Source organism: Salicibibacter halophilus, from assembly GCF_006740705.1.
GTDB classification, from domain to species: domain Bacteria; phylum Bacillota; class Bacilli; order Bacillales; family Marinococcaceae; genus Salicibibacter; species Salicibibacter halophilus.
Window position 1 is genome coordinate 3076152 of record NZ_CP035485.1, and the last position, 26686, is coordinate 3102837.

29 protein-coding genes are annotated in these 26686 nt (G+C 44.7%); 22 read left to right on the plus strand and 7 right to left on the minus strand.

The features are described 5' to 3' along the window. Nucleotides 1-154 precede the first annotated feature (154 nt). From EPH95_RS14935 to EPH95_RS19700, 7 genes are all read left to right on the plus strand, one after another. On the plus strand, nucleotides 155-1756 hold the full coding sequence (locus EPH95_RS14935; RefSeq protein WP_142090834.1) for a glutathione ABC transporter substrate-binding protein: 1602 nt from the start codon (nucleotides 155-157) through the stop codon (nucleotides 1754-1756). Between the two features lie 138 nt (nucleotides 1757-1894). Then, a complete protein-coding gene (locus EPH95_RS14940) occupies nucleotides 1895-2677 on the plus strand; it encodes a C45 family peptidase (protein WP_319592785.1) in 783 nt (260 codons plus the stop codon). Then, nucleotides 2599-2958, plus strand: a complete 360-nt coding sequence (locus EPH95_RS19690; RefSeq protein WP_319592846.1) for a carcinine hydrolase/isopenicillin-N N-acyltransferase family protein — start codon at nucleotides 2599-2601, stop codon at nucleotides 2956-2958. The genes EPH95_RS14940 and EPH95_RS19690 overlap by 79 nt, the downstream gene beginning before the upstream one ends. 50 nt (nucleotides 2959-3008) lie before the next feature. After that, nucleotides 3009-3932 (plus strand): ATP-binding cassette domain-containing protein, encoded by a 924-nt coding sequence (locus EPH95_RS14945; protein ID WP_193556981.1) that lies wholly within the window; start codon nucleotides 3009-3011, stop codon nucleotides 3930-3932. A gap of 16 nt (nucleotides 3933-3948) precedes the next feature. Next, on the plus strand, nucleotides 3949-4767 hold the full coding sequence (locus EPH95_RS14950; RefSeq protein ID WP_142090836.1) for an ABC transporter permease: 819 nt from the start codon (nucleotides 3949-3951) through the stop codon (nucleotides 4765-4767). A gap of 79 nt (nucleotides 4768-4846) precedes the next feature. Beyond that, a complete protein-coding gene (locus tag EPH95_RS19695; RefSeq protein ID WP_319592786.1) occupies nucleotides 4847-5164 on the plus strand; it encodes a flavodoxin family protein in 318 nt (105 codons plus the stop codon). Next, the gene (locus EPH95_RS19700) at nucleotides 5145-5468 is read left to right on the plus strand and encodes a flavodoxin family protein (protein ID WP_319592787.1); all 324 of its coding nucleotides are present in this window, start codon (nucleotides 5145-5147) and stop codon (nucleotides 5466-5468) included. Before EPH95_RS19695 ends, EPH95_RS19700 begins: the two co-directional genes overlap by 20 nt. A 105-nt stretch (nucleotides 5469-5573) precedes the next feature. On the opposite strand, the gene EPH95_RS14960 is transcribed toward EPH95_RS19700, so the two are convergent. Continuing rightward, nucleotides 5574-5936 (minus strand): DUF488 domain-containing protein, encoded by a 363-nt coding sequence (locus EPH95_RS14960; protein WP_142090837.1) that lies wholly within the window; start codon nucleotides 5934-5936, stop codon nucleotides 5574-5576. Between the two features lie 121 nt (nucleotides 5937-6057). On the opposite strand from EPH95_RS14960, the gene EPH95_RS14965 reads away from it, so the two are divergent. After that, a complete protein-coding gene (locus EPH95_RS14965) occupies nucleotides 6058-6963 on the plus strand; it encodes a R2-like ligand-binding oxidase (protein ID WP_142090838.1) in 906 nt (301 codons plus the stop codon). Between the two features lie 47 nt (nucleotides 6964-7010). Here the strand turns inward: EPH95_RS14965 and EPH95_RS14970 are convergent, their stop codons facing one another. Continuing rightward, a complete protein-coding gene (locus tag EPH95_RS14970) occupies nucleotides 7011-7610 on the minus strand; it encodes a short chain dehydrogenase (RefSeq protein ID WP_142090839.1) in 600 nt (199 codons plus the stop codon). A 100-nt stretch (nucleotides 7611-7710) separates the two neighbouring features. Continuing rightward, nucleotides 7711-8613, minus strand: a complete 903-nt coding sequence (locus EPH95_RS14975; RefSeq protein WP_142090840.1) for a glycine betaine ABC transporter substrate-binding protein — start codon at nucleotides 8611-8613, stop codon at nucleotides 7711-7713. Nucleotides 8614-8844: 231 nt separating this feature from the next. Between EPH95_RS14975 and EPH95_RS14980 the strand changes: the two genes are divergently transcribed. After that, nucleotides 8845-9411, plus strand: a complete 567-nt coding sequence (locus tag EPH95_RS14980) for a GbsR/MarR family transcriptional regulator (protein WP_142090841.1) — start codon at nucleotides 8845-8847, stop codon at nucleotides 9409-9411. Between the two features lie 124 nt (nucleotides 9412-9535). Here the strand turns inward: EPH95_RS14980 and EPH95_RS18960 are convergent, their stop codons facing one another. Next, a complete protein-coding gene (locus EPH95_RS18960; protein ID WP_160141795.1) occupies nucleotides 9536-9685 on the minus strand; it encodes a hypothetical protein in 150 nt (49 codons plus the stop codon). 213 nt (nucleotides 9686-9898) lie between these two features. Here EPH95_RS18960 and EPH95_RS14985 point away from each other — a divergent pair, with 213 nt between their 5' ends. Together EPH95_RS14985 and EPH95_RS14990 are read left to right on the plus strand one after the other, a co-directional pair. Continuing rightward, a complete protein-coding gene (locus EPH95_RS14985; RefSeq protein WP_227003931.1) occupies nucleotides 9899-10069 on the plus strand; it encodes a hypothetical protein in 171 nt (56 codons plus the stop codon). Nucleotides 10070-10256: 187 nt separating this feature from the next. Beyond that, nucleotides 10257-11672 carry a metallophosphoesterase family protein gene (locus EPH95_RS14990; RefSeq protein ID WP_142090843.1) on the plus strand — a complete coding sequence of 472 codons (1416 nt, stop codon included), beginning with the start codon at nucleotides 10257-10259 and terminating at the stop codon, nucleotides 11670-11672. A gap of 101 nt (nucleotides 11673-11773) precedes the next feature. Here EPH95_RS14990 and EPH95_RS18965 read toward each other — a convergent pair whose 3' ends face one another. Next, complete coding sequence (locus EPH95_RS18965) at nucleotides 11774-11923, minus strand: hypothetical protein (RefSeq protein ID WP_160141796.1); 150 nt, start codon at nucleotides 11921-11923, stop codon at nucleotides 11774-11776. A 422-nt stretch (nucleotides 11924-12345) separates the two neighbouring features. On the opposite strand from EPH95_RS18965, the gene EPH95_RS14995 reads away from it, so the two are divergent. The 7 genes from EPH95_RS14995 (at nucleotide 12346) to EPH95_RS15025 (ending at nucleotide 20863) form a co-directional block, all read left to right on the plus strand. Further along, nucleotides 12346-13041 (plus strand): HAD family hydrolase, encoded by a 696-nt coding sequence (locus tag EPH95_RS14995; RefSeq protein ID WP_227003932.1) that lies wholly within the window; start codon nucleotides 12346-12348, stop codon nucleotides 13039-13041. Between the two features lie 86 nt (nucleotides 13042-13127). Then, the gene (locus EPH95_RS15000) at nucleotides 13128-14105 is read left to right on the plus strand and encodes an extracellular solute-binding protein (RefSeq protein ID WP_227003933.1); all 978 of its coding nucleotides are present in this window, start codon (nucleotides 13128-13130) and stop codon (nucleotides 14103-14105) included. Nucleotides 14106-14111: 6 nt separating this feature from the next. Further along, nucleotides 14112-15803, plus strand: coding sequence for an ABC transporter permease (locus EPH95_RS15005; protein WP_142090845.1), 1692 nt, complete (start codon nucleotides 14112-14114; stop codon nucleotides 15801-15803). 16 nt (nucleotides 15804-15819) lie between these two features. Continuing rightward, complete coding sequence (locus tag EPH95_RS15010) at nucleotides 15820-16869, plus strand: ABC transporter ATP-binding protein (protein WP_227003934.1); 1050 nt, start codon at nucleotides 15820-15822, stop codon at nucleotides 16867-16869. 101 nt (nucleotides 16870-16970) lie between these two features. Further along, on the plus strand, nucleotides 16971-18440 hold the full coding sequence (gene betB / locus EPH95_RS15015) for a betaine-aldehyde dehydrogenase (RefSeq protein ID WP_142090846.1): 1470 nt from the start codon (nucleotides 16971-16973) through the stop codon (nucleotides 18438-18440). A gap of 15 nt (nucleotides 18441-18455) precedes the next feature. After that, nucleotides 18456-20159, plus strand: a complete 1704-nt coding sequence (gene betA / locus EPH95_RS15020; RefSeq protein WP_142090847.1) for a choline dehydrogenase — start codon at nucleotides 18456-18458, stop codon at nucleotides 20157-20159. 359 nt (nucleotides 20160-20518) lie between these two features. Then, nucleotides 20519-20863 (plus strand): hypothetical protein, encoded by a 345-nt coding sequence (locus EPH95_RS15025; RefSeq protein WP_142090848.1) that lies wholly within the window; start codon nucleotides 20519-20521, stop codon nucleotides 20861-20863. 34 nt (nucleotides 20864-20897) lie between these two features. On the opposite strand, the gene EPH95_RS15030 is transcribed toward EPH95_RS15025, so the two are convergent. Together EPH95_RS15030 and EPH95_RS15035 are read right to left on the minus strand one after the other, a co-directional pair. Beyond that, nucleotides 20898-21245, minus strand: a complete 348-nt coding sequence (locus EPH95_RS15030; protein WP_142090849.1) for a hypothetical protein — start codon at nucleotides 21243-21245, stop codon at nucleotides 20898-20900. A gap of 167 nt (nucleotides 21246-21412) precedes the next feature. Further along, nucleotides 21413-22207 carry an IclR family transcriptional regulator gene (locus EPH95_RS15035; RefSeq protein ID WP_142090850.1) on the minus strand — a complete coding sequence of 265 codons (795 nt, stop codon included), beginning with the start codon at nucleotides 22205-22207 and terminating at the stop codon, nucleotides 21413-21415. A gap of 251 nt (nucleotides 22208-22458) precedes the next feature. Between EPH95_RS15035 and EPH95_RS15040 the strand changes: the two genes are divergently transcribed. The 4 genes from EPH95_RS15040 to dmpG are packed head-to-tail and all read left to right on the plus strand — an operon-like array spanning nucleotide 22459 to nucleotide 26678. Then, nucleotides 22459-23925, plus strand: coding sequence for an aldehyde dehydrogenase (locus EPH95_RS15040; protein WP_142090851.1), 1467 nt, complete (start codon nucleotides 22459-22461; stop codon nucleotides 23923-23925). Between the two features lie 12 nt (nucleotides 23926-23937). Continuing rightward, a complete protein-coding gene (locus tag EPH95_RS15045; RefSeq protein ID WP_142090852.1) occupies nucleotides 23938-24732 on the plus strand; it encodes a 2-keto-4-pentenoate hydratase in 795 nt (264 codons plus the stop codon). A 20-nt stretch (nucleotides 24733-24752) separates the two neighbouring features. Beyond that, complete coding sequence (locus EPH95_RS15050; protein WP_142090853.1) at nucleotides 24753-25640, plus strand: acetaldehyde dehydrogenase (acetylating); 888 nt, start codon at nucleotides 24753-24755, stop codon at nucleotides 25638-25640. 15 nt (nucleotides 25641-25655) lie between these two features. Continuing rightward, nucleotides 25656-26678, plus strand: a complete 1023-nt coding sequence (gene dmpG / locus EPH95_RS15055; RefSeq protein ID WP_142090854.1) for a 4-hydroxy-2-oxovalerate aldolase — start codon at nucleotides 25656-25658, stop codon at nucleotides 26676-26678. Nucleotides 26679-26686: the final 8 nt, after the last annotated feature.

The following is a 26686-nucleotide window of genomic DNA, read 5'->3' on the forward strand; positions in this document are numbered from 1 at the left end:
GATCGGCTTCTTTACTATCTTGAGCGACTTCGCCGGCGTCTTTCCTTCTGAATAAAAAGTCGTATTGAGTGTTGAAATGTTATATTTACCAAATTTGATAATTATAAGAAAATATATTAACATTTAATCAACTATTGCAACGAGGGGGATACATATGAAAAAAATCGTACCGTTTTTAGGGATCAGTTTGCTTTTGGGGGTGGCAGGTTGTACGGAGGATGTAGATGAAGAAGAGGGCGATGACGCAGAAGATGAAGAAGCCGCCGAGGAACCTGTTGAAGGCGGCGATATGGTTTTCGCCATGCCTTCCGATGCTGTCACCCTTGACCCGCAAGCTTCTACAGATTTGCCGTCGAATATCATCGCGGACAACGTCTATGAATCTTTGCTCTATTATGACGAAGACACAGAGATTCAACCGAGGTTAGCGGAAAGCTATGAACAAGTGGATGAAACGACATGGGAATTCTATCTTCAGGAAGATGTAACGTTCCATGACGGAGAACCATTTAATGCCGAGGCGGTAGTGGCAACGTTTGATCGTCTTCTGGACCCGGATATGGCTTCGCCGCGTGCCTTATTGTTCGAACTTGTCGAGGATGTGGAAGCAGTGGATGAGCATACGGTACAGTTCACGACCAGTGAACCTTACGCGCCGCTGCCCGCGCATGTCGCGCATGTATCCGCAGGCATTTTAAGCCCGGCAGCTATGGAAGCGGAGGAAGAAGGGGATGCTAATTTGGACATGGAACCTGTGGGCACCGGGCCTTTTGAATTTGAGCATTGGGAAGAGGGGAGCGAAGTCGTCCTCACGAACAACGAAGATTATTGGGGAGAACCGGCCTATTTGGATTCACTTAGCTTTAATGTGGTTCCTGAACAAGGAACGCGGATAGGAATGCTTGAAACCGGAGAGGCTCACTTTGCCCAACAAATCGAACCGACAAATATCCCGCAAGTGGAAGAAATGGATGGGGCAAACCTAGTAAGTGAAGAAGGATTTGGGTATGATTATATCGGGTTTAATACGGAGAATGAACCCTTTGATGATCCGGAAGTAAGACGTGCCTTATCGATGGCCATTGACAAAGAAGCTATCGTTGAGGGCATATACGAGGGGTATGGGACGGTAGCTGATGGGCCGCTTGCTGACTTAACATTTGGATCCAGCGATGCGCTCGATCCTTTGCCACACGACCCTGAAGAAGCGGAAGAGTTGTTGGCTGAAGCCGGGTATGAAGATGGATTTTCAGCGACACTCATGACAAATGATGCGAATCCGATGCGTGTCCAGATTGCCGAAGTGGTGCAGGATGAACTCGCGGAGATTGGCGTAGATGTATCGATAGAACAAATGGAATGGGGCGCTTACCTTGATGCCGTTCAGGAAGGCGAAGGAGGAGACATGCATGTTCTCGGCTGGTCGGCTCAAACAGGTGATGCTGATTTCGCTTTGCAACCAAATTATCACTCGGATAATCAGGGTACTTCAGGGAACCATACGTTCTATGAAAATGAAGAAGTAGATGCGTTGCTTGAAGAAGCTAGTCAAGAAACTGACGAAGAGGCTCGCCTTCAGCTATACGAAGAAGTGGAACAGATAATTGTGGACGATGCGCCAAAAATTTACACATTGCACACCGATTATGTTGTCGGCGTTTCCGATGCCGTCGAAGGCTTTGTGCAACAGCCGAGCGGACTATTTATATTGGAAGACGTGATGATTACGGAAGAAGCGGAAGATGGCGGTTACTAAATAAAACGTAGACAGAGAAAAAGGGCAGCGGCAACGGATGAAAGGGGTTGCATGCTGTCCTTTTTTCTATGGCTTTATTTTCGCCGGCCATTCCATTATCCTTAAAATGAAGGAATTTGATTAAAGAAGGGTTCTAATATGAAACATATATACAGCGAGATCATTCAATTTCGCGGATCCCATTATGATTTCGGAAACTACCAAGGGCAGAAGCTGAAAGATTCCTTGTCCGTCAAAAACCGGGAAAATCAATGGAAGGTGCGGACTCCCAGGTTTAGCATAGACATTGGAGAGGCAAAACAAGCGATCCGCGCATTTGCCCCCGGTGTATGGGAGGAATTGCTTGGCTTGCAGGATGGATTAGAGTGGCCACTGGAGCGGGTGTTGCAAGAATATGGTGGTTATCGCGTGAACATCGCGCCCTCGGGTTGTTCGGTGCTCGCGGGGGAGAATTATATCATTCGCAATTACGATTATCACCCAAAAACCTACGACGGCCGCTTTCTTTTTTTCCAACCTACGGATCAAGGGTACGCGATCGCCGGTCCGAGCCAGCGTATCACCGGGCGGATGGACGGCATCAATGAAAAAGGGCTCGTCGTGGCCTATAACCTGACGAATCGAAAAAAACCGGGTGCCGGTTTTATTTGCAGCATGATCGGGCGTTTGCTTTTGGAATCCTGCGAGGACGTAACCGAAGCAGTGGAGATGGCACGAGAAATCCCTCATCGTCACTCGTTCAGTTATCTCGTTTATGATGGAGATGGAGAAATGGTGGTGATTGAAGCTTCCCCCGTGGTGTCAATGCTAGGGCGGCAACGGCGTGCACGAATCATTTCGACATTCAAACGCGGGAAAATCGCTTTCATCTCGATGATTCCAAAGAACGGCTGGATACGTTGCAGAAAAATGCCCATCTGAGTGCTCACGATGCGTTTCGACTTCTGAACGATACGAACCAGCCGATTTTCTCCGATCGTTATAAAAGTTGGGCGGGGACGATCCATACGTCTGCTTATTTTCCAAAAGAAAGGCAAGCTTGGATCGCTCTGGGCGGCGGCCGCGAACCGGCAGTCTTTGATTTTGCAAGTTGGCTTGAAGGCGAAGACGTGGCTTTGGGTCGCCTCATTGGAGAGGTGGACACGGACCTGCCATTTTTGCATATGGACGAAGGGGCCGATTGGTATAGAAAAAATCAATGAGTGGACAACACGTCCATTTCCTTTAAAATAGGGATGGAAGAAGAAAAGAGGTGCCAACGTTGATCGACGTGCAAAACTTACAAAAATCCTATAAGTCTTTTCAAGCCGTTAACAATAGCAGTTTTCATGTAAAAGAAGGAGAAATCTTCGGTTTCCTAGGACCGAACGGAGCAGGAAAAAGCACAACGATAAACATTTTATCGACGATGCTGCAGCCGACGGGCGGGTCGGTAACGATCAACGGCTATGATGTGGTGAAGGACCAAAACCGTGTGCGCGAAAGCATCGGGATTATATTTCAGCAAAATACGCTGGATGAAAAATTAACCGCGAATGAGAACTTAAAGCTTCATTGTAAATTTTACGGTGTTCCCCGTTCAAAGCGAAAAGCTCGTATCCGTGAGGTTTTGGAAATTGTGGATCTTACGGAGAGCATCAATACGCTCGTTGAGAAGTTTTCCGGCGGAATGCAGCGACGGCTGGAAATCGCGCGTGGACTGCTCCATTATCCGAAAGTGCTGTTTCTCGATGAGCCGACCGTTGGGTTGGATCCGCAAACGCGGGCGCATGTATGGGAATACATATTAAAACTGAAGGAAAAAGAAAACATTACGATGTTTTTAACGACGCATTATTTGGATGAAGCGGAAATCAGCGATCGCATCGCGATTATGGATCACGGAGACATCATCGCGATCGATACGCCGAAAAATCTGAAACAACAGCTCGGCGGCGATATTATCGAAATTACGACCACGGATAATGAAACGGCCATGAAAGAGATTCAAGCGGTGTTTGATGTCATCGATTTATCACTGAAAGATGGTGCGATTCACTGCAAGGTTGAAAATAGCGATGCTTTCGTTTCCGAGTTTATTAAAACGTTGCAAACCCCGCTCACGGGCTTGGATATTCGCAAACCAACATTAAATGATGTTTTTCTCTCCTTTACAGGACGGGAAATCCGAGATTAACAGGAGGGAATTGTTCGTGGAAGGCATTATCGCCATTTGGCAAAGAGATATAATCAAGTTTTTTAGAGACCGTCCACGTATGATCGGTTCCTTTTCGATGCCGATTTTATTTTTGATCGTTTTTGGAGTTGGTATGGGCGGTGCGATGGAATCGTTGGTTGCCGCGGGAACCGATGCGGAAGAATTTAATTACGTCGAGTTTATTTTTCCCGGCATTGTTTCGATGACATTGCTCATGACTTCTATCTTTTCATCACTATCGGTGATTCAGGATCGGGATTTTGGATATATGCGCGAGATTCTTGTCTCGCCGGTTTCCAGGGTGAATATTGCGATCGGGAAAATGTTAGGATCTGCATCCGTTGCCTTTGTGCAAGGGGTCATGATGTTGGTGCTCATGCCTTTTCTCGGCATTCGCATTGATTTTGTTTCATTTTTACAGCTTCTTCCGGTCATGTTCATGATCGCCTGTGCGTTTGCTTCGCTTGGGCTGTTGGTGGCGAGCTTGTTGAACTCAATGCAAGGATTTCAGCTTGTCGTAAATATTTTGGTCATGCCGATGATTTTTATGTCCGGGGCTTTGTTTCCATTAAATAATATGCCCGCGTGGGTCGACTTTCTTGTCACGTTGAACCCGGTCACCTACGGCGTTGATCTTATGAAACATATTATGATTGATGTGGAGAGTTTGAGTCCGATGGTGCGGGAAGAAATGGGGCTGAACCTCACATTTTTCGGGCAACCGGTAACGACGGCAGGTGAAGTTCTCTTTTTGCTCGGATTCACCGCTCTATTAATCCTTCTTGCTACACTCACCTTTAGACGTAAAAATTAATAAGGGGAGGTCCAGGTTTAACTTGCTTCCTGTCCGGAAATGAGGGGAATAGAACCATTTGCAAGGGAGGATGAAAGTAATGGAAAATATAAAAGCACTTTTCTTAAATTGTTCATTAAAAGGAAGTGAGGACGTTTCCAATACGCAGGCATTAATGGATGAAGTGGCAGAGGTGCTCAAAACGAATCAAGTAGAATGTGAAAGTGTACGGATTGCCGACTACCATGTGGCATACGGCATTACAACGGATGCAGGAGATGGGGATCAATGGCCGGAAATCCTTACAAAAATAAAGCATGCGAATATCGTTGTGGTTGGAACACCACTCTGGATCGGGGAAAAGAGCAGCATAGCTAAAAAAGTGTTGGAACGGATAAATGGCAGGCCTGACAAATGAAAAAGGCCAGTCTATGTTTTACGATAAAGTAGGCGGCGTTGTCGTTACAGGCAATGAAGATGGAGCCAAGAATGCAGCAGCTTCCGTTGTTTTTGGTTTGAATTACATGGGCTTTACCATGCCACCGGAACCCGTCACATATTGGACTGGCGAAGCGGGACCGGGACCTTCCTATATAGAGGAAGAAGGGATTAAAAACGAGTTCACCGCAGGACAAGTGAAAACGATGGTCTATAATTTGATGCACATGGCCGGAATCCTTACCCGTAAACCAATCTCGGCAGAAGGGAATGTTAAAGCGTAAGTGCATCTCTTTGCGTATCAGAAAAAGATTTCGGATGACGACAAATATGAGGCATGTCCCTCTTATTTGTCGTCAGGGTGCTCTACATAACCAGCACCGACAGAACTACTGCTGATCCAATATTTCTTTTAACACTTGAGCATGGTTGTAAGTCTCTTCTTTTGCCGCGAAGACGAGGGTGATGTTTTTTTCATGCGCCCTGGCAAGCGTTTTTAACCGTTGCAATGCTTCGTGTTGTTCTTCATTTTCCTGCAGTTCCTTTTTGTACTTCTCTTTAAAGCGCTGAAATTTATCCGGATCATGCTGAAACCATTGCCGCAAATCTTTCGATGGCCCTACTTCCTTCACCCACTCATCGATGTGGGCTTTCTCCTTTGATAGGCCGCGTGGCCAGACGCGGTCGATGAGAACGCGGGACCCGTCTGGTTTCTCCGCTGTTTGATAGATCCGCTTTATCGCAATTGGCATGATGATTCCTCCTTCATGTATATTGTCTCTTCTAAAATACCCTACATTTGTCGTGATTTACAATGAACGCGGGACCTGTAAAAATGAAAATGTAAGCCTTTACAAACAAAGGGTAAGGAGGATGCAAATGACGCACAAACCGTTTCAAACGACAAGTGCTGCCGGTCTTCAAGAGGATTCTCTGCCATTTAAACTTTTTCAAAAGGCGAAACGTTTTGGGGTTTGGAACCCGGCGGATTTGGATTTCACACAGGATAAAAAGGACTGGGAGACGTTCAGTGAACAGCAAAAGGAAGGGACACTGCGGTTGATATCGCAATTCCAAGGAGGGGAAGAAGCCGTAACCAGGGATTTGCTTCCGTTAATCATGACCATCTCCAATGAAGGGCGTCTGGAAGAAGAAATGTTTTTAACCACGTTTTTGTTTGAAGAAGCCAAACACACGGAATTTTTCAGAATAGTATTAAATGAACTTGGGGTAAAACGGGATTTGACAGAGTATCATTCAGCTGCCTACCATAAAGTTTTCAGCGAAATTCTTCCCGCGGCAATGGAGCGCCTCGTACATGATCAATCACCGGAGGCTGTGGCGGAAGCGGCAACGGTCTATAACATGTTCGTGGAGGGTGTGTTGGCGGAGACGGGCTATTTTGGTTTTTATCAATCGTTGCAAAGCATTAACGCGATGCCGGCATTATTGGAAGGAATTGGTTACTTAAAAAGAGATGAATCTCGTCATATTGCGTATGGAACATTTTTATTGCAGCGAATTATCAGCGAGTACCCCCATATCTATGACCAGGTTATGAAAAAAATGGAGGAATTAACGCCGCTCGCGATTCAGATCAATTTGGAAGGAACGGAAGAGGACAGCGATGAAGAAAAAAGAAATACGATGAACTTTACGCAGAAACAATTGTCTACGCGGATGAAGATTTTGGGCAGATCCCGTGACAAAAGGCTGGAAGAGATCTATCAACAGCGGGAAGAAGAAGTGGGGCTGGAAGAAGCGGATGCGATGCAGTAAGGGAAAATAGGGGCGCCTCCGGAACGGGGAGGCGCCCTCTACGCTGATTAATAAACCTCGTAACTTTGCCCCGTTTGCATGCCCTCGACGCTTTTTTGATACGCGAGTGCCACTTTATCTCCCGGAACGGGTTCAAAGCCGGCAAATAGATGGCCGATTCGCTCTGCGGATTCCTGCAACAAGTTGGGACTTACGCTATTGATGCGAATGCCGCGCGGCATTTCAATCGCGGTCGATGTGACAAACGAACGAATGCCTCCGTTGGCCATGGCGGCCGAGGAACCCTGCGGGATAGGGTCATCCATCATAACACCGGAGGTCAGCGTAAAGCTGCCTCGCTCGTTCACATACGGAAGGCCGAGCAAGACGAGGTTGATTTGCCCTTTTAACTTGCTATTAATCGCCGTTTCATTTTTCTCGGGGGTCAGTTCCGTAATCGGTGCAAAACCGGCGCTGCCGGAAGCGTTAATAACGGCATCCACGTTTCCTGTTTTTTCATACATGGCACGAATGCTCGCTTCATCGGTGATATCCACTTGGACATCCGGACCGTTTCTGCCCGCGCGAATGATCTCGTGATTTTGATTAAGGCGGTCATACACCTTGCTCCCGATTGTTCCGCTTGCACCTACCAATAGTATTTTCATGGTCATCATCCTTTCTTTCCCGCTAACTATAACCGAAAATGAGACAAATGAAACCTAAAAAACGGAAACCGCTTATAGAAGCAGTTTCCGTATAGCTGACTTATTCTTCACTGTCGGTTTCCAACCATTCATCAACCATGTCTCGATTGTCATCGATCCATGCTTGGGCGGCTTCCTCCGGATCCGTATCATTTTCGGAGATATCAAGCATGACTTCGTTCATATCGTCGGTTTCCCAATAAAAGTTGTCGAGAATCTGATAGGCTTCGGGCTCGTCTTCTTCAAGCCCTTCCCGTACCATTGTGCGGATCTCTTCTTCTTCTTCATAAATGCCTTCCGGATCCTCTAGGAAACGAATGTCATACGTGTTAAATTTCCAGTGTGGTTCCCAGGCAGTTACCACAATCGGTTCTTCATTTTCAATCGCATCATCTAACGCAGCCGTCATGGCAGCGTCACTCGATGTTTGTACAGAGATGTCCATATCATACGCTTCTACGGCTTGCTCGGTTGAATCTACGACTCCCGCGCCAGGGTCAATCCCGACGATTTCATCAAAGTTGTCGGAATTTACTTCTTCAATGCTGGTTACGTCCATATAATCCGGAACGGCCAGTCCGGTACGGTTTCCTTCCAAATTCGGACCTAGATCGACCACTTCGTCTCCATATCGTTCATAGTCAGTCGCCATGTCCGAAGGCAACCAACCGGCAACGTGACCATCCGTATCCCCTTGCGCAACACTTTGCCACATTGCAGCCTGCTCGACTTGATTTAAGTTAACATCATAGCCTGCTTCTTCCAAAACCAATCTAATAACATTGTTAGAAGCCACTTCGGATTCCCAGGCAACGTAGGCGAGTTCAATTTCCCCGTTTTCATCGTCAGCTTCATTTGAATCATCGCCAGACGCTTCCCCGGAATCATCACCACCACAAGCAGCGAGTACCAATGTGCTAAGTGAAAGGGGCAAGAACCACTTTCCTTTTTTGAAAAAATGCATGTTATGCCTCCTAGTTAAATCTGTAATGAATGTTTAATACAAATTAAATACACGTTGACTATAACACAATACGAGAGGATGTCAACGGGGATATTCGACAATATGCCCCTCAACTACCTCAAAACGTTCTTAGGATTGAAGTTAGACAATGGAAACGTTATACTTTAAATAAATTTTAAATCAACCATACAAAATAAACGATGATTTAGTTGGATTTGAAGGAGCGTTAAAATGACTGACGAAGATGAAACCCTACGGGACAAAAAACAAGCGGAATTGGAAGAAAGCCACCGGCTGATTGAAGATAGTATTGCCTATACGATGGATATATATGGGTATACTCATTCCGTTGGACGCATTTACGCGATATTGTATTTGAATGGCGGTCCGATGACGTTGGATGAGTTACGGATTGAGTTGGGTATGAGCAAAGGGAGCATGAGCTTAGGCGTGCGAAAGTTGTTGGACGATAAACTTATTCACCGTGTTTTTAGAAGAGGGGAGCGAAAAGATTTATATCAAGCTGAACAGGATTATTTTAAATTCTTCACGAACTTTCATACGCAGCGCTGGCAAAGGGAAGTCAGTGTGAACATGCAGGGCATCCGCCAGGCGCAACCGAGGTATCAAGCATTGATCGATGATCCCGATACGCCCGAGGATATTAGGGAAAATGCCAGACGAAAACTTGAAAAAACAACAGCCTCTTTTGATTACTATGATTTCCTGGAACTGCTTGTCAGTAAGGCTGAATCCGGCGAATTATTTAAGATATTATTGGATAAAAAAGATTCCTAGGAAAAAAATGAATGCCTTCTTATACCAAAACCCCATGACCTATCCGTCGGAATGCTTGACTTATCGAAGGCTCGGGAAACGCGGTATCATCATTTCCGAAGAAATTCGCGAGTACTTACGTGGTTTATGTAGAGGCTGCTGAACAACTTGATCGCAAGGGCGGGAGGTCGCTTCCATGGCTTCGCTTTCCGCGGACGAACGGCCAAGCCTCCTCGCGCAAGATCAGCGCTGCGGGGTCTTGGCTCGTCCGTTTTTCCGCTGGAGTCTTCGCCATTGCAGCGCCATCCCACGCATGTTGATCATAAGGTGCAAAGGTTTAGACGTGAGCGGCCATTTTTCCTTGCATTTCTCTTTCTACACATCAGGGGAAACCCCTTGCAACAGAAAGAATTTTTTCATTTCAGCAAACCCTATGTAAGTAAATCCATCCCGGGAACCGATCAGCGTTATATTAAGCGCTGATTTTTTAGGTTTTGATCGAATGAGTGTGAATATGAAAATCGAATCAATGTTAGGGTACCGCATGTTTGAAGTGTCAATCGCGATTAAGTGCGGCATTGGCGCGCTTCGGCATTTCGGTGATGAAATCAAAAACCTTGGCGAGAATAAAGTCTTGCTCGTCATCGTCCCCCGTCCCCTCGGGAAGTCTCACCGTTGAAAGTTCCTCGCTTTACTCGCGACAGGTGACATTTTTTAAAATTTGACTTTAAATTATAATTTGCTAAAGTGATAACCATAAATAATTTTAATATATATTTAATTTTTTGAACGAAGGAGGGAGATTTGAAAATAGGTTTTATCTTCACACTAACAAGTTATTAGTATTAAGGAGTGCAATTTATTTTATGAACAAAATAGCAAAAAGTCCTTTTAAATTGCCGGTAGCCATTCTCTTTGGTTTGACATTGTTGACATTTCCTCATAATACTGAAGCAAGTGGTCCGGGAAACACTCCAGGAAACGGTCCGCCAGTAAGTAGTCCAGGAAATGGCCCTCCAGCAAGCGTTCCTGGAAATGGTCCGCCAGAAAATGTTCCAGGGATTCCCGGGGATGAACCAGAACTCGTTTTTCCTGTTATAAGTGACACTCAAATTGGACGAGAGACAATAAGCAAGGACGATGACTTGGAAAAGTTTGAGGAATCGCTAAACCAATTAGGTGAGGTAGTCCCAAATCAGGATGCCCTTGTTTTTTTAGGTGATTTGACGGAACATGGTTCCACTGACCAATATAATTATGCGATGGACATTTATGATGAAAATAAACAGGATGGAATAGAATCGCTCTTTGCCATTGGAAACCATGAGTATGCTAATGATCTAAGTCCAGAGGAATCACAGGAGCGATTTCTAGACAAAACAGGAATGGATTCACTCTATTACCATGAAGTTGTTAATGATTATGATTTTATCGTAATGGGAGAAGAGGATTACGGATATTACTCAAAGGAACAAATACAATGGGTGGATGAGCGTTTGAGCAAAGCGGAAGAAAGAGATTCAGAGAAACCTATTTTTGTGTTTAGTCATTGGCCGCTTGAAGACACATCTTATGGCAGTGAATGGAACCTTAGCCCAAACGGAGACTTTTTGTATGAAACATTGGAAAAATATCCGCAAGTGATTCATTTTGCAGGGCATACCCACTATCCTATTAGCGACCCTAGATCAATCCATCAGGAAGACTTTACATCAGTAAATACCGGCAGTGTCAATTATATGTGGACGGAAGATGGCTACTTGCAAGGAGAGCTTCCTCCCGGACATGAAGAGATCAGTAATGGTTTAATTGTGGAAGTGTACGATGATGAGGTGGTTATAGAACGTCGCGGTTTCCACAGCAATGAATGGGTTGGAGAACCATGGGTAATCGATACACCTGTTGAAACAACAGATGACTTCGAATATACATCGAATCGTGATAATGAAAACCCTTATTTCGAAAAGGGGTCTTCGGCAACGATTATTGAAGATAAAACAACATCGACCGAATTGTTTGTAGAATTTGACCAGGCTTCAGATAACTTACTTGTCCATTCCTATGAAGTGACAGCTATAGATAAGGAGACTGATGAAGCTGTAACAGAATATAAAGCTTTCTCAGAGTATTATAAGGATCCTGTTCCAGAAAAACTTGAGCTCCCTATTAATGAATTGGAACCGGATACCGATTATGAAATAAATGTCAAAGCGATTGATGCATTTGGAAATACCAGTGACGAATCGCTAACTACTATCGGTAAAACAAGCGAGGGTGATTAATCCTGAGTAAACCTATGAAATCAATGCGTAGTCCATATTGACTGCGCCTGCTCACTGGTACACGAGACCTACGCTTGTGACTCCTCCTCCCATTTATCCCTTTAAGTAGAGGCTGCTGAACAACTTGATCGCAAGGGCGGGATGTCGCTTCCATGGCTTCGCTTTCCGCGGACGAACGGCCAAGCCTCCTCGCGCAAGATCAGCGCTGCGGGGTCTTGGCTCGTCCGTTTTTCCGCTGGAGTCTTCGCCATTGCAGCGCCATCCCTCGCATGTTGACCATAAGGTGCAAAGGTTTAGCCGTGAGCGGCCATTTTTCCTTGCATTTCTCTTTCTACACATCAGGGGAAACTCCTTGCAACAGAAAGAATTTTTTCGTTTCAGCAAACCCTAAGTAGTTTCCGGTAGACAGATGTTAGACTAACAAAACTATTATCCAGTATCTGCAAAGAGGGTTCAATCTCTCGATTTTTGAATGCTAGAGTCCCCATTCCAGCGTTCCGCATTTATTTAATGAGTATTTGGGTTGACTTCTTTCGACAGGGTGATATAATTTATAACTATAGTATTTAAAACAGATTAAATTTATTAAATGATGTTGCTGACTTTAAAGTGAGGTGATGAAGTTCTGGCGAAATTGCAGGTAAGTGGTCATCATTACCACATTCAAGGTATTTTGTTTGATAAAGATGGGACCCTCCTTGACCTCCATTCCCTATGGAATTCCTGGTTCGATCAGTTTTATGAGACAATCAGCAACCAACAAGTTGTAAGTAAATCAGAGTTGGCAGAATTTATAGGATTGGATATTGAAAACAAAATTGTCTCTCCCAGAGGCCCTTTGGCGATAGGTACTGTGGAAGATATAGCAATTATTGCTGCCTTATATCTTTATCGACAAAAACTGCCATGGAATGAAGCGGTTCAAACGTCGCGAAATAGTATACAGGAAGTTAATGCTACGATCGATTGGGACCGGTATTTACAACCACTTCAGGGACTGAGCGCTTTTTTGGAAAAGGCACGGCAAAGTGGAGTGAAAATGGGAGTAGTTACTTCTGACGATACCGATATTGCCGAACAACATTTACATTTATTAAATATCCATGATTATTTTCAAAGTATTATAGGATCGGACCAAATAGTAAACCCCAAACCTTTTCCTGACATAGGGGATAAAGCTTGCCAAGAAATGATGATAGACCCTGAATCTGTAGTGGTCATTGGTGATACGAACGGTGATATGAAACTGGGGAAGAATTTAAAAGCTAAAGCCAACATAGGAATTGTATCTTCCGCTGATGAAGATGAGTCACATTTGACGGAAGCAAATTACATTATTAACCATTATGAGATGCTGGATATAACCTAAAAGTAATAACTTTTATATGGAAAAAATTTAAAAAAATAATAGGACCAAATTTACAATCTTAACATCAAAGAGGAGTGGTTTTATTTATGAAATTTAAATTATCAGGTGTGCTAATCGGAACAGCTTTGACATTAGTCGCGTGCGGTGAGGATGACAGTGTATCGATTTATACACATAATGTAGAAGATGAGATGCAGCCGATGGTTTCTGCTTTAGAAGAGGAAACAGGTGTAAATGCTGATTTCTTAAATTTATCCAGTGAAGAAGGGTTTAGTCGGGCGGAGGCTGAATTTCCGGATGTTGGAGCAGAAATACAGTGGGGTCAGTTGCACAGCTTAGCTTTGCTTGCCCAAGAAGAAGACATGTTGGGTTCATACGAGTCCCCTGAGTGGGAAGATGTTCCCGATGAATTTAAAGATCCTGAAGGACAATGGTATGGCTGGTCATATTGGTATAACGAATTGGCCGTGAATACAGATTTAGTCGAGGATCTTGGCTTAGACACTCCGACTTCTTGGGAAGATTTGACTGATCCTCAATATGAAGGAGAAATTGTCATGCCGGACCCCAGCGTGTCCGGAACTGGTTTTTTGTTTGTATCTACGATCATGCAAATGCTAGGTGAAGAGGAAGCTTGGGATTATTTTGAAGCATTGGATCAAAATGTTGGCCAATATGTGGAATCTGCTGATGTGCCCGGGCAAATGGCAGCTCAAGGGGAATATGCAATTGGCATTACATGGGACCAAGCCGTAAATGACTTTATCGAAGAAGGGTATCCCATCGAAGGGGTCGTTCCGGATGAAGGCGTTGGTTATGACTTGGACGTCATTTGGATATATGAAGGCTACGAAGAGGATGAAAATGTTCAACAAGTTGTAGATTTTGTCGGCTCAGAAGCAGGAATGGAAGCTGCCGCTGAACATCGTTCGATGGTGACAAAACCTGGAATCGAAGGTACCGCGGGCGATGCTGAACCTAATTTGATCGATTATGATGCGCTTTGGGCAGCAGATAATCGCCAAGATATTCAAGACGAATGGGACAGCCGTTTTAACAGTTAAAGGGTGATGATTGTGCAAACGAATACAACTGTTGGTGATTCTATAAGTCATCGTTTTAAGTTAACCTGGAAACGTTTTTGGTCCGAACCGGGCTTTGCAGTGGCAGCCATTATCGTGGCTGCCCTATTGATTCTTTTTATATTATTACCTCTCGCTGCCGTACTGTTGAGAAGTTTTGGCATAGGTGGGGAAGGCTTTTCGTTTCAGTATTATCAACAATTCTTGCAACATTCCTCGTACTTTCAAGCTTTACTTAATAGTATCGGGGTAGGCGTTGTTACCACTGCTATTGTTATAAGCATAAGTATTCCCTTTGCTTTATATGTTACCCGTACAAAAAGTACGTTATCTAAAATGTACAGGGCATTGTCATTGTTACCAATGGTCGCACCTCCCTTTATTTTTTCATTATCTCTGATTATCTTATTGGGGAGAAGAGGGGTGGTTACAGAACATATCAACAATCTATTCGGCGTTGAGTTTAGTATTTATGGTTTTTGGGGCGTTGTTGTTGCTCAAGTGCTTGGTTTCTTCCCCATCGCCTACATGATGATTGAAAGCTCTTTACGTTCCATCAATCCAAGTTTGGAGCACGCCTCTCGGGACCTTGGGGCTGGTCAGGCACGCACGATATTCAAAGTCTCACTTCCCTTGGCCAGCACCGGTATCTTGAAGGCATCTTTAATTGTATTTGTTATGGCATTAGCTGATTTTTCAAATCCGCTTATTATTGGCGGTGAGACGTCGTTCCTGGCTTCCGACGCCTATTTATTAGTCACTGGGCAACAAAACTTGGAAATGGCGGCTGTTCTGGGAGTGTTTTTAATCATCCCCAGCTTAATTGTATTTTTGTATCAAACCTATTTCATTAAAGATATTGAAACAACGTCGATTGATAGCTCGGCAGGAACAAGTAATGTTCCGCTCAATAAAAAGATACAAGGGGTTACGTTCGGAATTAGTACATTGATGGCTTTATTCATAGCTGTGATGTTCATCATGGTTGTGTTGGGAGCTTTCGTACAAATTATTGGCGTCAATAATACGTTTACACTTGACCATTTCTCGGATCCAAGCGGATGGGAATTTATATCCACTAGTCTTATTGTTTCCTTTTTCGCAGCATTGTTGGCTTCCGTTTTGGGGCTCCTGCAGGGCTATTTAACCGTGCGTAAAAATATTCCGGCCAAGAAATTCCTAGAATTTGTGGCATTGTTTGGGTTAGCTGTCCCGGGTACCGTCATGGGTATTGGTTACGTGCTGATCTTTAATGGTCCCCCGTTATTTTTGACAGGTACTGTGCTTTTACTTGTGTTAAATATGACGTTTCGTAAAATCGGTGTCGGTCTGGAATCTGGCATTAGTAAGTTACACCAAATTGATACCTCAATGGAAGAAGCATCGGCAGATTTGGGAGCGAAACCTCTTCATACGTTACGGAAAATCGTTCTGCCACTGTTAAGCCCAGCATTTATGTCCGGTTTTGTTTATACGTTTATGACTGCAATGGTCTCGGTAAGCTCAGTTATCTTTCTCGTTTCACCGGGCACCAATTTAGCTGCTACCTATATTCTTAACTTGGCAAATCAAGCAGCTGTTGGAAGGGCTTCAGCCATGTCCGTAATTATGATTGCTATCGTGCTCATATGCATGGCAGTTCTAAAATGGATTGAACGTCGAAATAATGCCGGGATTTAATGAAGAAGGAGGATTAATGATGCCACAAGAATCGTCGCTCATCAAATTAGAAAATATCAGCAAATCATTTGGCGATGTCCAAGCCGTTCGAGATATTTCCATTACTATAAAAAAAGGGGAATTGGTTACATTTATTGGGCCGAGTGGGTGCGGAAAGACTACTTTACTTCGTACAATTGCCGGTTTTTATACCCCGACAGCCGGTGATCTTTATCTAGATGGAGAACGCATCACGAATTTGCCGCCTGAGAAACGAGCCACAGGCATGGTTTTTCAAAACTATGCTTTGTTCCCACATATGACAATTTTTGAAAATGTGGCCTATGGATTAAATCAACGAAAAGTAACAAAAGAAAAAAAGCAGCAATTGGTGCAAGACGCATTAGCCCAAGTGCAATTGGAAGGATATGAACATCGAAAACCGAGTGAATTAAGCGGTGGGCAGCAACAGCGCGTCGCCATTGCCCGTTGCCTTGTCTTGAAACCCAAAGTATTGCTTTTGGACGAACCCTTATCCAATTTAGATGCAAATTTGCGCATGGTTATGCGAGATGAAATTCGACGTCTCAAAGAAGAATTGGATTTAACCATTATTTTTGTCACGCATGATCAAGAAGAAGCATTGAGTATATCAGATCGGGTGATGGTGCTCAATGACGGAAGTTTACAACAATTAGCCAAACCAGAGTCTATCTATCAACGACCACTCAATGAATTTGTTGCTAATTTTGTCGGTCATGCAAATTTATTATCCGGCTACGTACAAAAAGAAAACGAGGAGTATCTCTTTGTCAGTAAGGACCTGAAGTTTACCGTAGAAGACATTGAAGTCGGAAATGGACTAGCTTTAATAAGGCCGGAGATGATCCATATTAATCAGGAAGGATCGATAAAAGGTACGGTCCATAATCGAGTCTATCATGGAAATTCAATGCGCTATGAAGTGAAAGTGGGAGATACGGTACTTTTAGCAGATGATTATAATGTTTTCGGTAAATATTTGTATACAAAAGGACAATCAATACGACTGGATATTCCTCAGCAAGTACATTTAATTGCAGATTAAAGTCTTTTTAGATGCTTGCGTTGACAGATTAAATAGAGAATGGTATATTTTATTTGTTCAAAACGTTTAATTAAAATTAAACAAAAAAGGAGCGTGATTTTTTGCGCTTACAAATGTATATCAATGGAGAATGGGTCGACGCTGTCACCCTTGAACAACGGGAAATTATAAATCCTTACAACCGGGAAGGGATCGCGACGGTTGCGGAAGGAAGCGAAGAAGATGCAAAACGGGCGGTTGCCGCTGCTCGGCACGCTTTTGATGAAGGAACGTGGGCGAGAACACCGGCGAATGAACGTGGGGAAATCGTTCATGAAATCGGTCGTTTGATTCGTGCCCATCGCGAAGAACTGGCTGATTTGGAAACTCTGGATACCGGGAAAACCGTGAGCGAAAGCTTGGATGATATGGATGATATTGCTAATGTATTTATCTATTTTGCCGGGTTGGCTGATAAAGAGGGTGGTGAATTAATAGAAAGTCCGCTTCCGGACTCCACGAGTAAGGTCGTCCGTGAGCCGGTGGGGGTGTGCGGACAGATCACGCCGTGGAACTATCCGTTATTACAAGCGGCATGGAAATTGGCGCCGGCACTTGCGGCAGGGAACACACTGGTGATGAAACCAAGCGAGATTACACCGCTCACGACCGTAAAAGTGTTCGAGTTGTTCGAGCAAGCAGGCGTCCCCGCCGGAGTGGCAAATCTCGTCCTTGGACCGGGCCACACTGTAGGGGCTCATTTATCCGAAAGCACAGACGTTGATTTGATTTCTTTTACCGGCGGGATTGATACCGGGAAAAGAATTATGCAAGCCGCTAGCACCAATGTGAAAAAAATTGCCTTGGAGCTAGGTGGTAAAAACCCAAACATTATCTTTGCGGACGCCGATTTTGACGTGGCGGTCGATCAAGCCTTAAACGCGGCGTTCTTCCACGCGGGTCAGGTTTGTTCGGCAGGCGCGCGTGTGATCGTGGAACGTTCGATGCACGAAAAATTTATCAATGCGCTCGTAGACCGAGCGAAGAATATCAAACTCGGCAACGGTTTTGCGGAAGACACCCAATCGGGACCGCTTATTTCCGCGGAGCATCGGAATAAAGTGGAAAAATATGTTGCCATCGGACAAGAAGAAGGCGCCACGCTCGCGCTTGGTGGCAAAAGACCGGAAACTGAAGCATTGCAACAAGGGTTCTTTTATCTGCCGACGATTTTCACCAATTGCACCTCGGATATGCGGATTGTGCAGGAAGAAGTTTTCGGGCCGGTATTAACCGTAGAAACATTTGAATCGGCGGAAGATGCCGTGGCGAAAGCCAATGACAGCATTTATGGATTAGCCGGTGCGGTGTTTACGGAAGACATCGGGAAAGCCGAAAGTGTAGCTGCCAAACTTCGTATGGGCACGGTTTGGATCAATGATTTCCATCCTTATTTTGCCCAAGCGCCCTGGGGCGGTTATAAACAATCGGGGATTGGCCGTGAACTTGGACGCCCCGGTCTGGAAGAATATACGGAGACAAAGCATGTCTTCCGAAACATCAAACCGGATCCTTTGGAGTGGTTTAAATAAGAGGAGGTTTTATAGATGGTTCAAACTTACGACTATGTCATCGTTGGTGGTGGCAGCGCGGGTTGTGTTCTCGCTAACCGTCTAAGCGAAGATGAATCGAAAAGTGTACTCGTTCTGGAAGCGGGACGCAGTGACTATCCATGGGATTTGTTTATTCAAATGCCGGCAGCTTTGATGTACCCGTCCGGTAATCCTTTATATGACTGGAAGTACTATACAGATCCTGAGCCTTATATGAATGGACGGAAAGTCTCGCATACCCGGGGGAGAGTACTCGGAGGATCGAGCTCAATAAATGGAATGATTTACCAACGCGGCAATCCAATGGACTATGAAAAGTGGGGCGCTGATCCGGGTATGGAAACGTGGGATTATGCCCATTGTCTACCGTATTTTAAACGGCTGGAAGCAGCCTTTGGAGCAGGTCCGTCTGATGAGTACCGCGGACATCATGGCCCGATTAAATTGAAACGAGGTCCTGCAAAGAACCCTTTATTTAAGGCCTTTTTTGATGCAGCTGTAGAGGCCGGTTACTCGAGAACACCTGATGTCAATGGTTTTCGCCAAGAAGGGTTTGGTCCATTCGACAGTCACGTGCATAACGGACGACGCGTGTCTGCTTCGAATGCATATTTGCGCCCTGTGATGAAACGCGAAAACCTTACAGTGGAGACGCTTGCTGTCGTTACCAATATTAATTTTGATGGCACTCGAGCAAATGGTGTGACGTGGCAAAGAAATAAGAAACAATTTCATGTTAACGCAGGCGAAGTGATCCTTGCAGGTGGTGCATTCAACACGCCACAGCTACTCCAATTGTCCGGGATAGGCGACGCTGAACACTTACGCTCCCTTGGCATTGACCCACTCGTTGATTTGCCGGGTGTAGGAGAAAACTTTGAGGATCATCTCGAAGCATATGTTCAGCACGCTTCACCAGAGCCTGTTTCTGAAATGCCTAGTTTAAATAAAGCAAAAATGCCTTGGATTGGCTTGCAATGGCTGCTCGCGCGTACTGGCCCGGCAGCAACGAATCATTTTGAGGGTGGAGGTTTCGTCCGTTCGAATGAAGATGTTGATTATCCGAACCTGATGTTTCATTTCCTTCCGCTAGCGGTTCGTTATGATGGGGAAAAAGCGGATACGAAGCATGGATTCCAAGTACACGTTGGACCGATGTACTCCAATTCTCGGGGAAGCCTTAAAATCCGTTCCCGCGACCCTTATCAGCATCCGAGTATCGTATTTAACTATTTATCTACGGAAGAGGACAAGCGTGAGTGGGTTGAAGCAATACGTACTGCACGGAATATTCTTTCCCAGCCCGCGTTAGCGCCCTACAATTCAGGCGAAATTGCCCCCGGTCCATCTGTCCAAACGGATGAGGAAATTCTGGAGTGGGTAAGGAATGACGCTGAAACAGCACTGCATCCATCCTGCAGTGCAAGAATGGGATCTGCTTCAGATCCGATGGCTGTTGTCGATCCGCTGACCATGAAGGTTCATGGCCTTGATAACCTACGGGTCGTTGATGCGTCCGTTATGCCTTATACGACGAATGGAAATATCCATGCACCGGTATTGATGTTGGCAGAAAAAGCAGCCGACCTCATCCGTGGACAAAAACCGTTGGAGCCTGAATATAAGGACTATTACCGTCATGGCGTTCATTCGAAAGACGCGGGTACTTTGGGGAAAAAACAGAAGGTACGTTCATAGCGACAAATTAGAGAGAGTACACCGTCATGAAGAAAACAAACAATAGATAATAGAAAAACGCTAACAAAATTGGTTCCAATCAAATTCAATGATTGGAGCCATTTTTAAGTTAGTATTGGTTCGGGGCTTCTTTTATAAAAGCCCATAATACCATCGGTAGGCTTGAGGAACCGATGAACAGTTATCAATTTTCTTCTATTAAACCTTCATGGTAAAATGCATAAAGAAAGGGATCATCTTTTTCCTGTTTGTTTTAAAATAGATGATTTCGGAAAACAATGATGAGAGAACGCATTTGTCATGGGATCGATATAATAGGAAAAATAAAAAGTTTCTATAGGCATAGTGGAGGTGAGCCGATGAACAAAGCCGGAAAATTTTTGGTCACAATTTTCGCGTGTATTGCATTGCTCGTAAGCGCGGGCCTTGTGTATATGTTCGTGGTGGGGAGCAGTCTCGACGATGATGAGCTGGAAATTGAAGACGTATCAGCGCAAACGACAGAGAATACTGAGGCCTCTCATCCGGATGGAGAGGTCATCTGGAGCGCGGAACTTGATGATCTCAGTATAGAAGATTTTTCAATCAGTGGATCAGATGAGGGAGTACAAGTTAAAATCCCGGATTCCATCGCGAATAATGATGATATAGAAGGCATGGAAGAAGCGTTTGAAGATCTGCCGATCAATGTTGTTAAGAAATAAACCATGAACGGACTTGGTAATAGCCAAGTCCTTTTTAAATCCATAAAGGAACATAAATGAAAATCCCTAGACCGATGACAACGGCCAAAAGCAAAATGCTCTTCCATCGTGTGCGGTTCCAGAATAAGAGGGAAACGATGATTGCCTGTAAAAAAATCATGCTTGCCCCGACCAACATGGTCACAGGTGAAAGTACAAATCCGCCGATAATATTAACGAGTATACCCACGGGCATAAGTGCTATGGTCGTAATTTTTAATGGGCTTTTTTTAATGCCTTCCAGGATTTTTCGCTTTTCTTCCTCATTGAATTTATCGTACTCGACGAGCGCGAACCATCCGGTGATGATTAAGAGTGCGCCTGTGACGGAAATTGTTCCCAATGATAAACCTCCTGAATCGTTGTATTGAACAAAGCCATTCATTAAAGGCCTTACTCAATAGTATACCCTTAGTTTCATGCGTTAAATCAGCAATCAAGAAAGACCCCTTGCTATAAAGAGCACGGGGTCTTTATGTGGCAGGAAATCCGTTGGGGATCACCACTACTTTAAAGATTTTTTAGGTACCTTTCATCATATCCCAACCGATAGGAGGCTTCTTTTCCGGCTTGTTTTACTTTCTTCGCAATGTCCGGTATGCTGTAGCCTTTCATGCGTTGGATTGGCCCCACTACGGTAATGGCGCTGACCACCTTTCCCGTATAATCCCTGATAGGTGCGGCGACCGACTTTGTGCCTTCCGTTAACTCCTCTGTGCTGACGGCGTATTTTTGGTTACGGATTGTGTTTAGTTCTTGCCGAAGTTCATCAGGGTCGGTGATGCTATTTTTTGTATGGGCGGTTAACCCGTTGGCAATGACATTTTCAACAGTCCGGTCTTCACTATAAGCGAGCAGAACCTTGCCTGAGCTTGTACAGTAAGAAGGGTTCCTCCGGCCGAGGTGTGTCAAAATACGAACCGGATGATGACATTCTTCTTTATGGATATAAATGGTATCCAGGTCATCTAAAATTGCGAGGTGTGCGGTTTCTCCCGTTTTATTTACTAATTGACTCAGGACGGGTGCAGCCTCTTTATGAATTTCCAAATCATTTGTAACAATTCCTCCGAGTGTGAGCACAGAAATCCCCAAACGGTATGCATTCGTTTCTTGATCCTTTGTCACGAACCCTTCACTAGCGAGCGTAGCCATAATTCGACTGACGGTACTTTTTGCCAACCCTAATGATTCAGCCAGCTCGCTAACCTTTTTCGTCGGTTCAAATGTAGAAAAGCTTTTTAGAATTCGAGATGCATTTTTAACAGAGGAAAGCGTTTGTGGTTGTTTGTTCTGTTTCGCCATACATGTCACCTCATCTACCATTTTATCACACATTAGTTCTTTATAAAGGAACGCATTAAACATATGTTCATGCTGTATTGTCTTTATTATATAGGATTTTTTGCTTTTTCAAAATAGATTTTATAGACTTTTTGTTTTAAGTTGCGTATAGAGGAACAATAGGCTTCCTAGAAATTTGGATGATATTTATAATGAAAATAAGCTTATGAGAGCTATCGGATAGTATCCGAAAAAGATAAGGAGGCGTTTTCATGCAGTTGACAGAAGCAAAAGCAACAGTCAAACCAATTGATTGCTCGCATTATATCGAGGGGCAATATGTGAAGGCAAGCAATGAGAATACGTTTGAAAATGTAAACCCGGCAACGGAAGAAGTGTTGGGCGTTGTTGCAAAAGGTGGCAAGGAAGATGTTGACCAAGCGGTAGGCGTCGCCAGAAAAGCGCTTAAAGGGGAATGGGGAAACATGCCTACAAAGCAACGGTCCCAGATTCTCCGTAAAATCGGCGATTTAATTTTAGAAAGAAAATCAGAATTAGCCACGCTTGAATCACTTGACACTGGTAAGCCATTGTGGCTTGCAAATAAAGTTGATATTGACCGTGCAGCAAATAATTTTCACTTCTTTGCTGACTATATGACTTCAATGGGAACAGAATCTTATCAACAAGATGATGTTGCTATTCATTATGCCGTTCGCCGACCTGTTGGCGTAGTGGGGCTAATCAATCCGTGGAACCTTCCATTGTTTTTGATGACGTGGAAGTTAGCGCCGGCACTCGCGGCAGGGAACACAGCTGTGATGAAACCATCGGAAGAGACACCAATGACAGCGACGGTTCTTGCTGAGATTTGTAAAGAGGCCGGCGTTCCGGACGGTGTTGTTAATATGGTTCACGGATTTGGTGACGCGGGAGCTGCTATTTCCTCCCATGAGGACGTGGATGCCATTGCCTTTACCGGTGAAACGGTAACCGGAAGTGAAATCATGAAATCCGCAGCACCCACGTTGAAGAAATTATCCTTTGAAATGGGCGGCAAAAACCCGAACATTATTTTCGCGGATGCTGACATGGACGATGTGATCGATACGACGATGCGTTCCAGTTTCATTAACCAAGGGGAGGTTTGCTTGTGCGGTTCAAGAATTTATGTCGAGCGGTCGGCATACGATGAATTTCTTGAGCGCTTTGCAGCAAAAACCAAAGAACTCAAAGTTGGCGATCCTTTTGATGATACGACAAACGTCGGTGCGTTAATCAGTGAAGAACACTATAAAAAAGTGCTTGGCTATTTGGACATTGCAAAAGAAGAAGGCGGGACCTTCTTGACAGGCGGCAAGGCTGCCGAAGGATTTGATAAAGGATACTTCGTAGAACCGACGATTATTACCGGTTTGGGCAAAGATTCCAGATGTGTGAATGAGGAGATCTTTGGCCCGGTCGTAACGGTTGTTCCGTTTGATGAGGAAGAAGAAGTGTTGGAACAAGTAAATGATACGCATTATGGTTTAGCCGCGAGCCTGTGGACCAGTAACATTAAACGTGCCACTCGTCTTAGCGCACAAATTGAAACGGGAATCGTTTGGGTCAACACATGGTTTTTACGTGATTTGCGCACACCTTTCGGAGGCATGAAGCATAGCGGCATTGGTCGTGAAGGCGGCATGCATAGCTTTGATTTTTATTCGGAACTCACCAATATTACAGTCAAAATGTAGGGGAGATAAGAAATGAAAACGGAAGACAAAGCGAATAAAGAAGACCTTGCCAAACACCTGGCCAGTTCATGGGAAAAAGGGGAAGGGGTTCAGCCGGTTACTGAGCTGACCCCTAACCTATCGATTGAAGAAGCATATCAAGTGCAGCTACAGACCGTGGAAGAAAACATTAAAAACGGGCAACGGATCACCGGCAAAAAAATTGGTTTGACATCAAAAGCAATGCAGGAAAAATTAGGCGTCAGCGAACCTGATTACGGTCATTTGCTGGATGACATGGCCGTCGGAAATGGAGAAACCATTGCGTCCAAACGTGTATTGCAACCCATGGTTGAAGGTGAGATTGCTTTCATCCTGAAAAAAGACTTGGTTGGGCCGGATGTAACAACACTTGACGTTTTGCAAGCGACGGATGCAGTCGTTCCCGCGCTTGAAATTGTCGATAGCCGAATTAAAGATTGGAAGATTACATTACCTGATACGATCGCAGACAACGCATCTTCCGGATTGTATGTGCTCGGTGAACAACCGAAAAAACTAGCGGACATTGATCTAAAACAAATGGGGATGGCGCTATTCAAAAATGATGAACTTCAAAACACAGGCGTCGGTGCTGCAGCAATGGACGATCCGGCAAAATGTGTGGCATGGCTGGCGAATAAATTAGCCGCTTATGACATTAGGTTGAAAGCCGGAGAAGTCATCCTATCCGGTGCATTATCGGCGGCGATTGAAGGGAAGCCCGGCGATACATTCCGTGCAAAATTTGCAGACCTGGGCACGGTGCATGTTTCATTTGAAGAATAAATAGATAAGGGGGGATTCCGGTGGATAAATTAAAAGTTGGAATCATTGGATCCGGGAATATCGGTTCTGATTTAATGATTAAATTACGCAATTCCGAATCGTTGGAGTTAACAACGATGATGGGGATCGATGCCAATTCAAGGGGGATGCAACATGCAAAAAAATTAGGATTGCATACCTTTGACAGCGGGATTGATGGTTTAGTAGACCAGCCGGAATTAGTCGATGTCATATTTGATGCGACCAGTGCCGGCGCACATATTAAAAATGCGGAAACAGCCAAAAAGCTCGGCAAGCAAATGATTGATTTAACCCCTGCTGCCATTGGGCCTTTTATTGTGCCTACGGTGAACGCAGGCAAACACTTGGAAGAAGATAACGTAAATCTCATTACATGCGGCGGGCAAGCAACGATCCCTGTCATCCACGCGATTCATCAAGTGGCACCGGTCGAATACGGGGAAATTGTTGCCACCATTGCAAGTGAAAGTGTCGGACCGGGAACGAGGGCAAACATTGATGAATTTACCGAAACAACAGCCAAAGGCATTGAACAAGTAGGTGGCGCGAAAGAAGGCAAGGCCATTATCATCTTAAACCCTGCCGAACCACCAATTATCATGCGCGACACGGTCCATGCCATTGTTGAAGAATCAGCGTTGGATGAAGAAAAAATCACCAATTCGATTTTAGACACGGTGAACGAGGTTCAGTCGTATGTTCCCGGCTATAACATACGTACCAATCCTGTGTTTGATGGAAATAGGGTGACGGTATTTCTTGAAATTGAAGGGGCAGGCCATTATTTGCCGAAATATGCCGGAAACCTTGATATCATGACATCTGCAGGTGTAAGAGTAGCGGAAGAATTTGCGAAAAATCGAAGCGCAACCGCCGATAACGTGTAGGAAAGGAGGAAGAACATGACGAAAGAAACGGACATCAAAATTACCGAAGTTGCCTTGCGCGATGGGAGCCATGCCATCAGTCACCAATATACCGTAGAGCAAGTCACAGCAGCGGCAAAAGCCCTCGATGACGCACGTGTGCCTTATATTGAGGTTGCTCATGGAGATGGCTTGGGAGGTTCTTCCTTACAATACGGTTTCTCTAAAACAGATGAGTTTAAACTGATTGAAGCCGCTGTTTCGGCTACCGATTTCTCGAAGATTGCCGTATTGCTGCTTCCGGGAATTGGCACGATTGAAGACTTAAAAGAAGCGGCTGCCCTAGGCGCAAACATGGCACGGGTTGCCACACATGTGACGGAAGCGGATGTTTCCGAACAACATCTTCAAACAGCAAAAGAGCTGGGAATGGAAACCGTAGGCTTTTTAATGATGAGTCACATGGTTTCTGCTGAAAAATTAGTCGAGCAGGCAAAATTGATGGAAAGCTATGGAGCAGATACGGTGTACGTCGTTGATTCGGCAGGCGCCTTTTTGCCTCATCAAGTGAAAGAAAGAATTAAAGCCCTGCGCGAGGCTTTAAGCGTAAACATTGGTTTTCACGGGCATAATAATTTGTCTTTGGCGATGGGGAACACATTGGCAGCCATTGAAGAAGGGGCTACCCGGATTGATGGAAGCATCCGTTGTTTAGGTGCCGGTGCAGGGAATACGCAAACGGAAGTATTAATCGGTGTGCTTGATCGAATGGAAATTGAAACCGGTATCGATCTCTATAAAATCATGGATGTAGCGGAAGATATCATTGCACCGATCTTGCAAAAACCTCAGGAAATAGACCGTGACAGTTTAACGTTAGGCTATGCCGGAGTCTATTCCAGCTTCCTGTTACATGCGAATCGAGCAGCGGAAAAATTCTCCGTCGAATCGAGAGACATACTCATTGAATTGGGGAAAAGAGAAATTATTGGCGGGCAGGAAGACATGATCATTGACGTTGCAGCTGAGCTTGCTGAAACGAACAAAACTTCTGTTTAATCATAATC

Bases quoted from the DNA above. Each gene is read 5' to 3' on its own strand.
- EPH95_RS15035 (WP_142090850.1), bottom strand. From the start codon at position 22,207: ATGGCGAAACAGAACAAACAACCACAAACGCTTTCCTCTGTTAAAAAT.
- EPH95_RS15045 (WP_142090852.1), top strand. From the start codon at position 23,938: ATGAAAACGGAAGACAAAGCGAATAAAGAAGACCTTGCCAAACACCTG.
- EPH95_RS14935 (WP_142090834.1), top strand. From the start codon at position 155: ATGAAAAAAATCGTACCGTTTTTAGGGATCAGTTTGCTTTTGGGGGTG.
- EPH95_RS14970 (WP_142090839.1), bottom strand. From the start codon at position 7,610: ATGAAAATACTATTGGTAGGTGCAAGCGGAACAATCGGGAGCAAGGTG.
- EPH95_RS18965 (WP_160141796.1), bottom strand. From the start codon at position 11,923: ATGGCGAAGACTCCAGCGGAAAAACGGACGAGCCAAGACCCCGCAGCG.
- betA (WP_142090847.1), top strand. From the start codon at position 18,456: ATGGTTCAAACTTACGACTATGTCATCGTTGGTGGTGGCAGCGCGGGT.
- EPH95_RS19695 (WP_319592786.1), top strand. From the start codon at position 4,847: ATGGAAAATATAAAAGCACTTTTCTTAAATTGTTCATTAAAAGGAAGT.
- EPH95_RS15005 (WP_142090845.1), top strand. From the start codon at position 14,112: ATGATTGTGCAAACGAATACAACTGTTGGTGATTCTATAAGTCATCGT.
- EPH95_RS15000 (WP_227003933.1), top strand. From the start codon at position 13,128: ATGAAATTTAAATTATCAGGTGTGCTAATCGGAACAGCTTTGACATTA.
- EPH95_RS14975 (WP_142090840.1), bottom strand. From the start codon at position 8,613: ATGCATTTTTTCAAAAAAGGAAAGTGGTTCTTGCCCCTTTCACTTAGC.
- EPH95_RS14980 (WP_142090841.1), top strand. From the start codon at position 8,845: ATGACTGACGAAGATGAAACCCTACGGGACAAAAAACAAGCGGAATTG.
- EPH95_RS19700 (WP_319592787.1), top strand. From the start codon at position 5,145: ATGGCAGGCCTGACAAATGAAAAAGGCCAGTCTATGTTTTACGATAAA.
- EPH95_RS14965 (WP_142090838.1), top strand. From the start codon at position 6,058: ATGCAAATGACGCACAAACCGTTTCAAACGACAAGTGCTGCCGGTCTT.
- EPH95_RS14940 (WP_319592785.1), top strand. From the start codon at position 1,895: ATGAAACATATATACAGCGAGATCATTCAATTTCGCGGATCCCATTAT.
- EPH95_RS15025 (WP_142090848.1), top strand. From the start codon at position 20,519: ATGAACAAAGCCGGAAAATTTTTGGTCACAATTTTCGCGTGTATTGCA.
- EPH95_RS15040 (WP_142090851.1), top strand. From the start codon at position 22,459: ATGCAGTTGACAGAAGCAAAAGCAACAGTCAAACCAATTGATTGCTCG.
- EPH95_RS18960 (WP_160141795.1), bottom strand. From the start codon at position 9,685: ATGGCGAAGACTCCAGCGGAAAAACGGACGAGCCAAGACCCCGCAGCG.
- dmpG (WP_142090854.1), top strand. From the start codon at position 25,656: ATGACGAAAGAAACGGACATCAAAATTACCGAAGTTGCCTTGCGCGAT.
- EPH95_RS15010 (WP_227003934.1), top strand. From the start codon at position 15,820: ATGATGCCACAAGAATCGTCGCTCATCAAATTAGAAAATATCAGCAAA.
- EPH95_RS14960 (WP_142090837.1), bottom strand. From the start codon at position 5,936: ATGCCAATTGCGATAAAGCGGATCTATCAAACAGCGGAGAAACCAGAC.
- EPH95_RS14990 (WP_142090843.1), top strand. From the start codon at position 10,257: ATGAACAAAATAGCAAAAAGTCCTTTTAAATTGCCGGTAGCCATTCTC.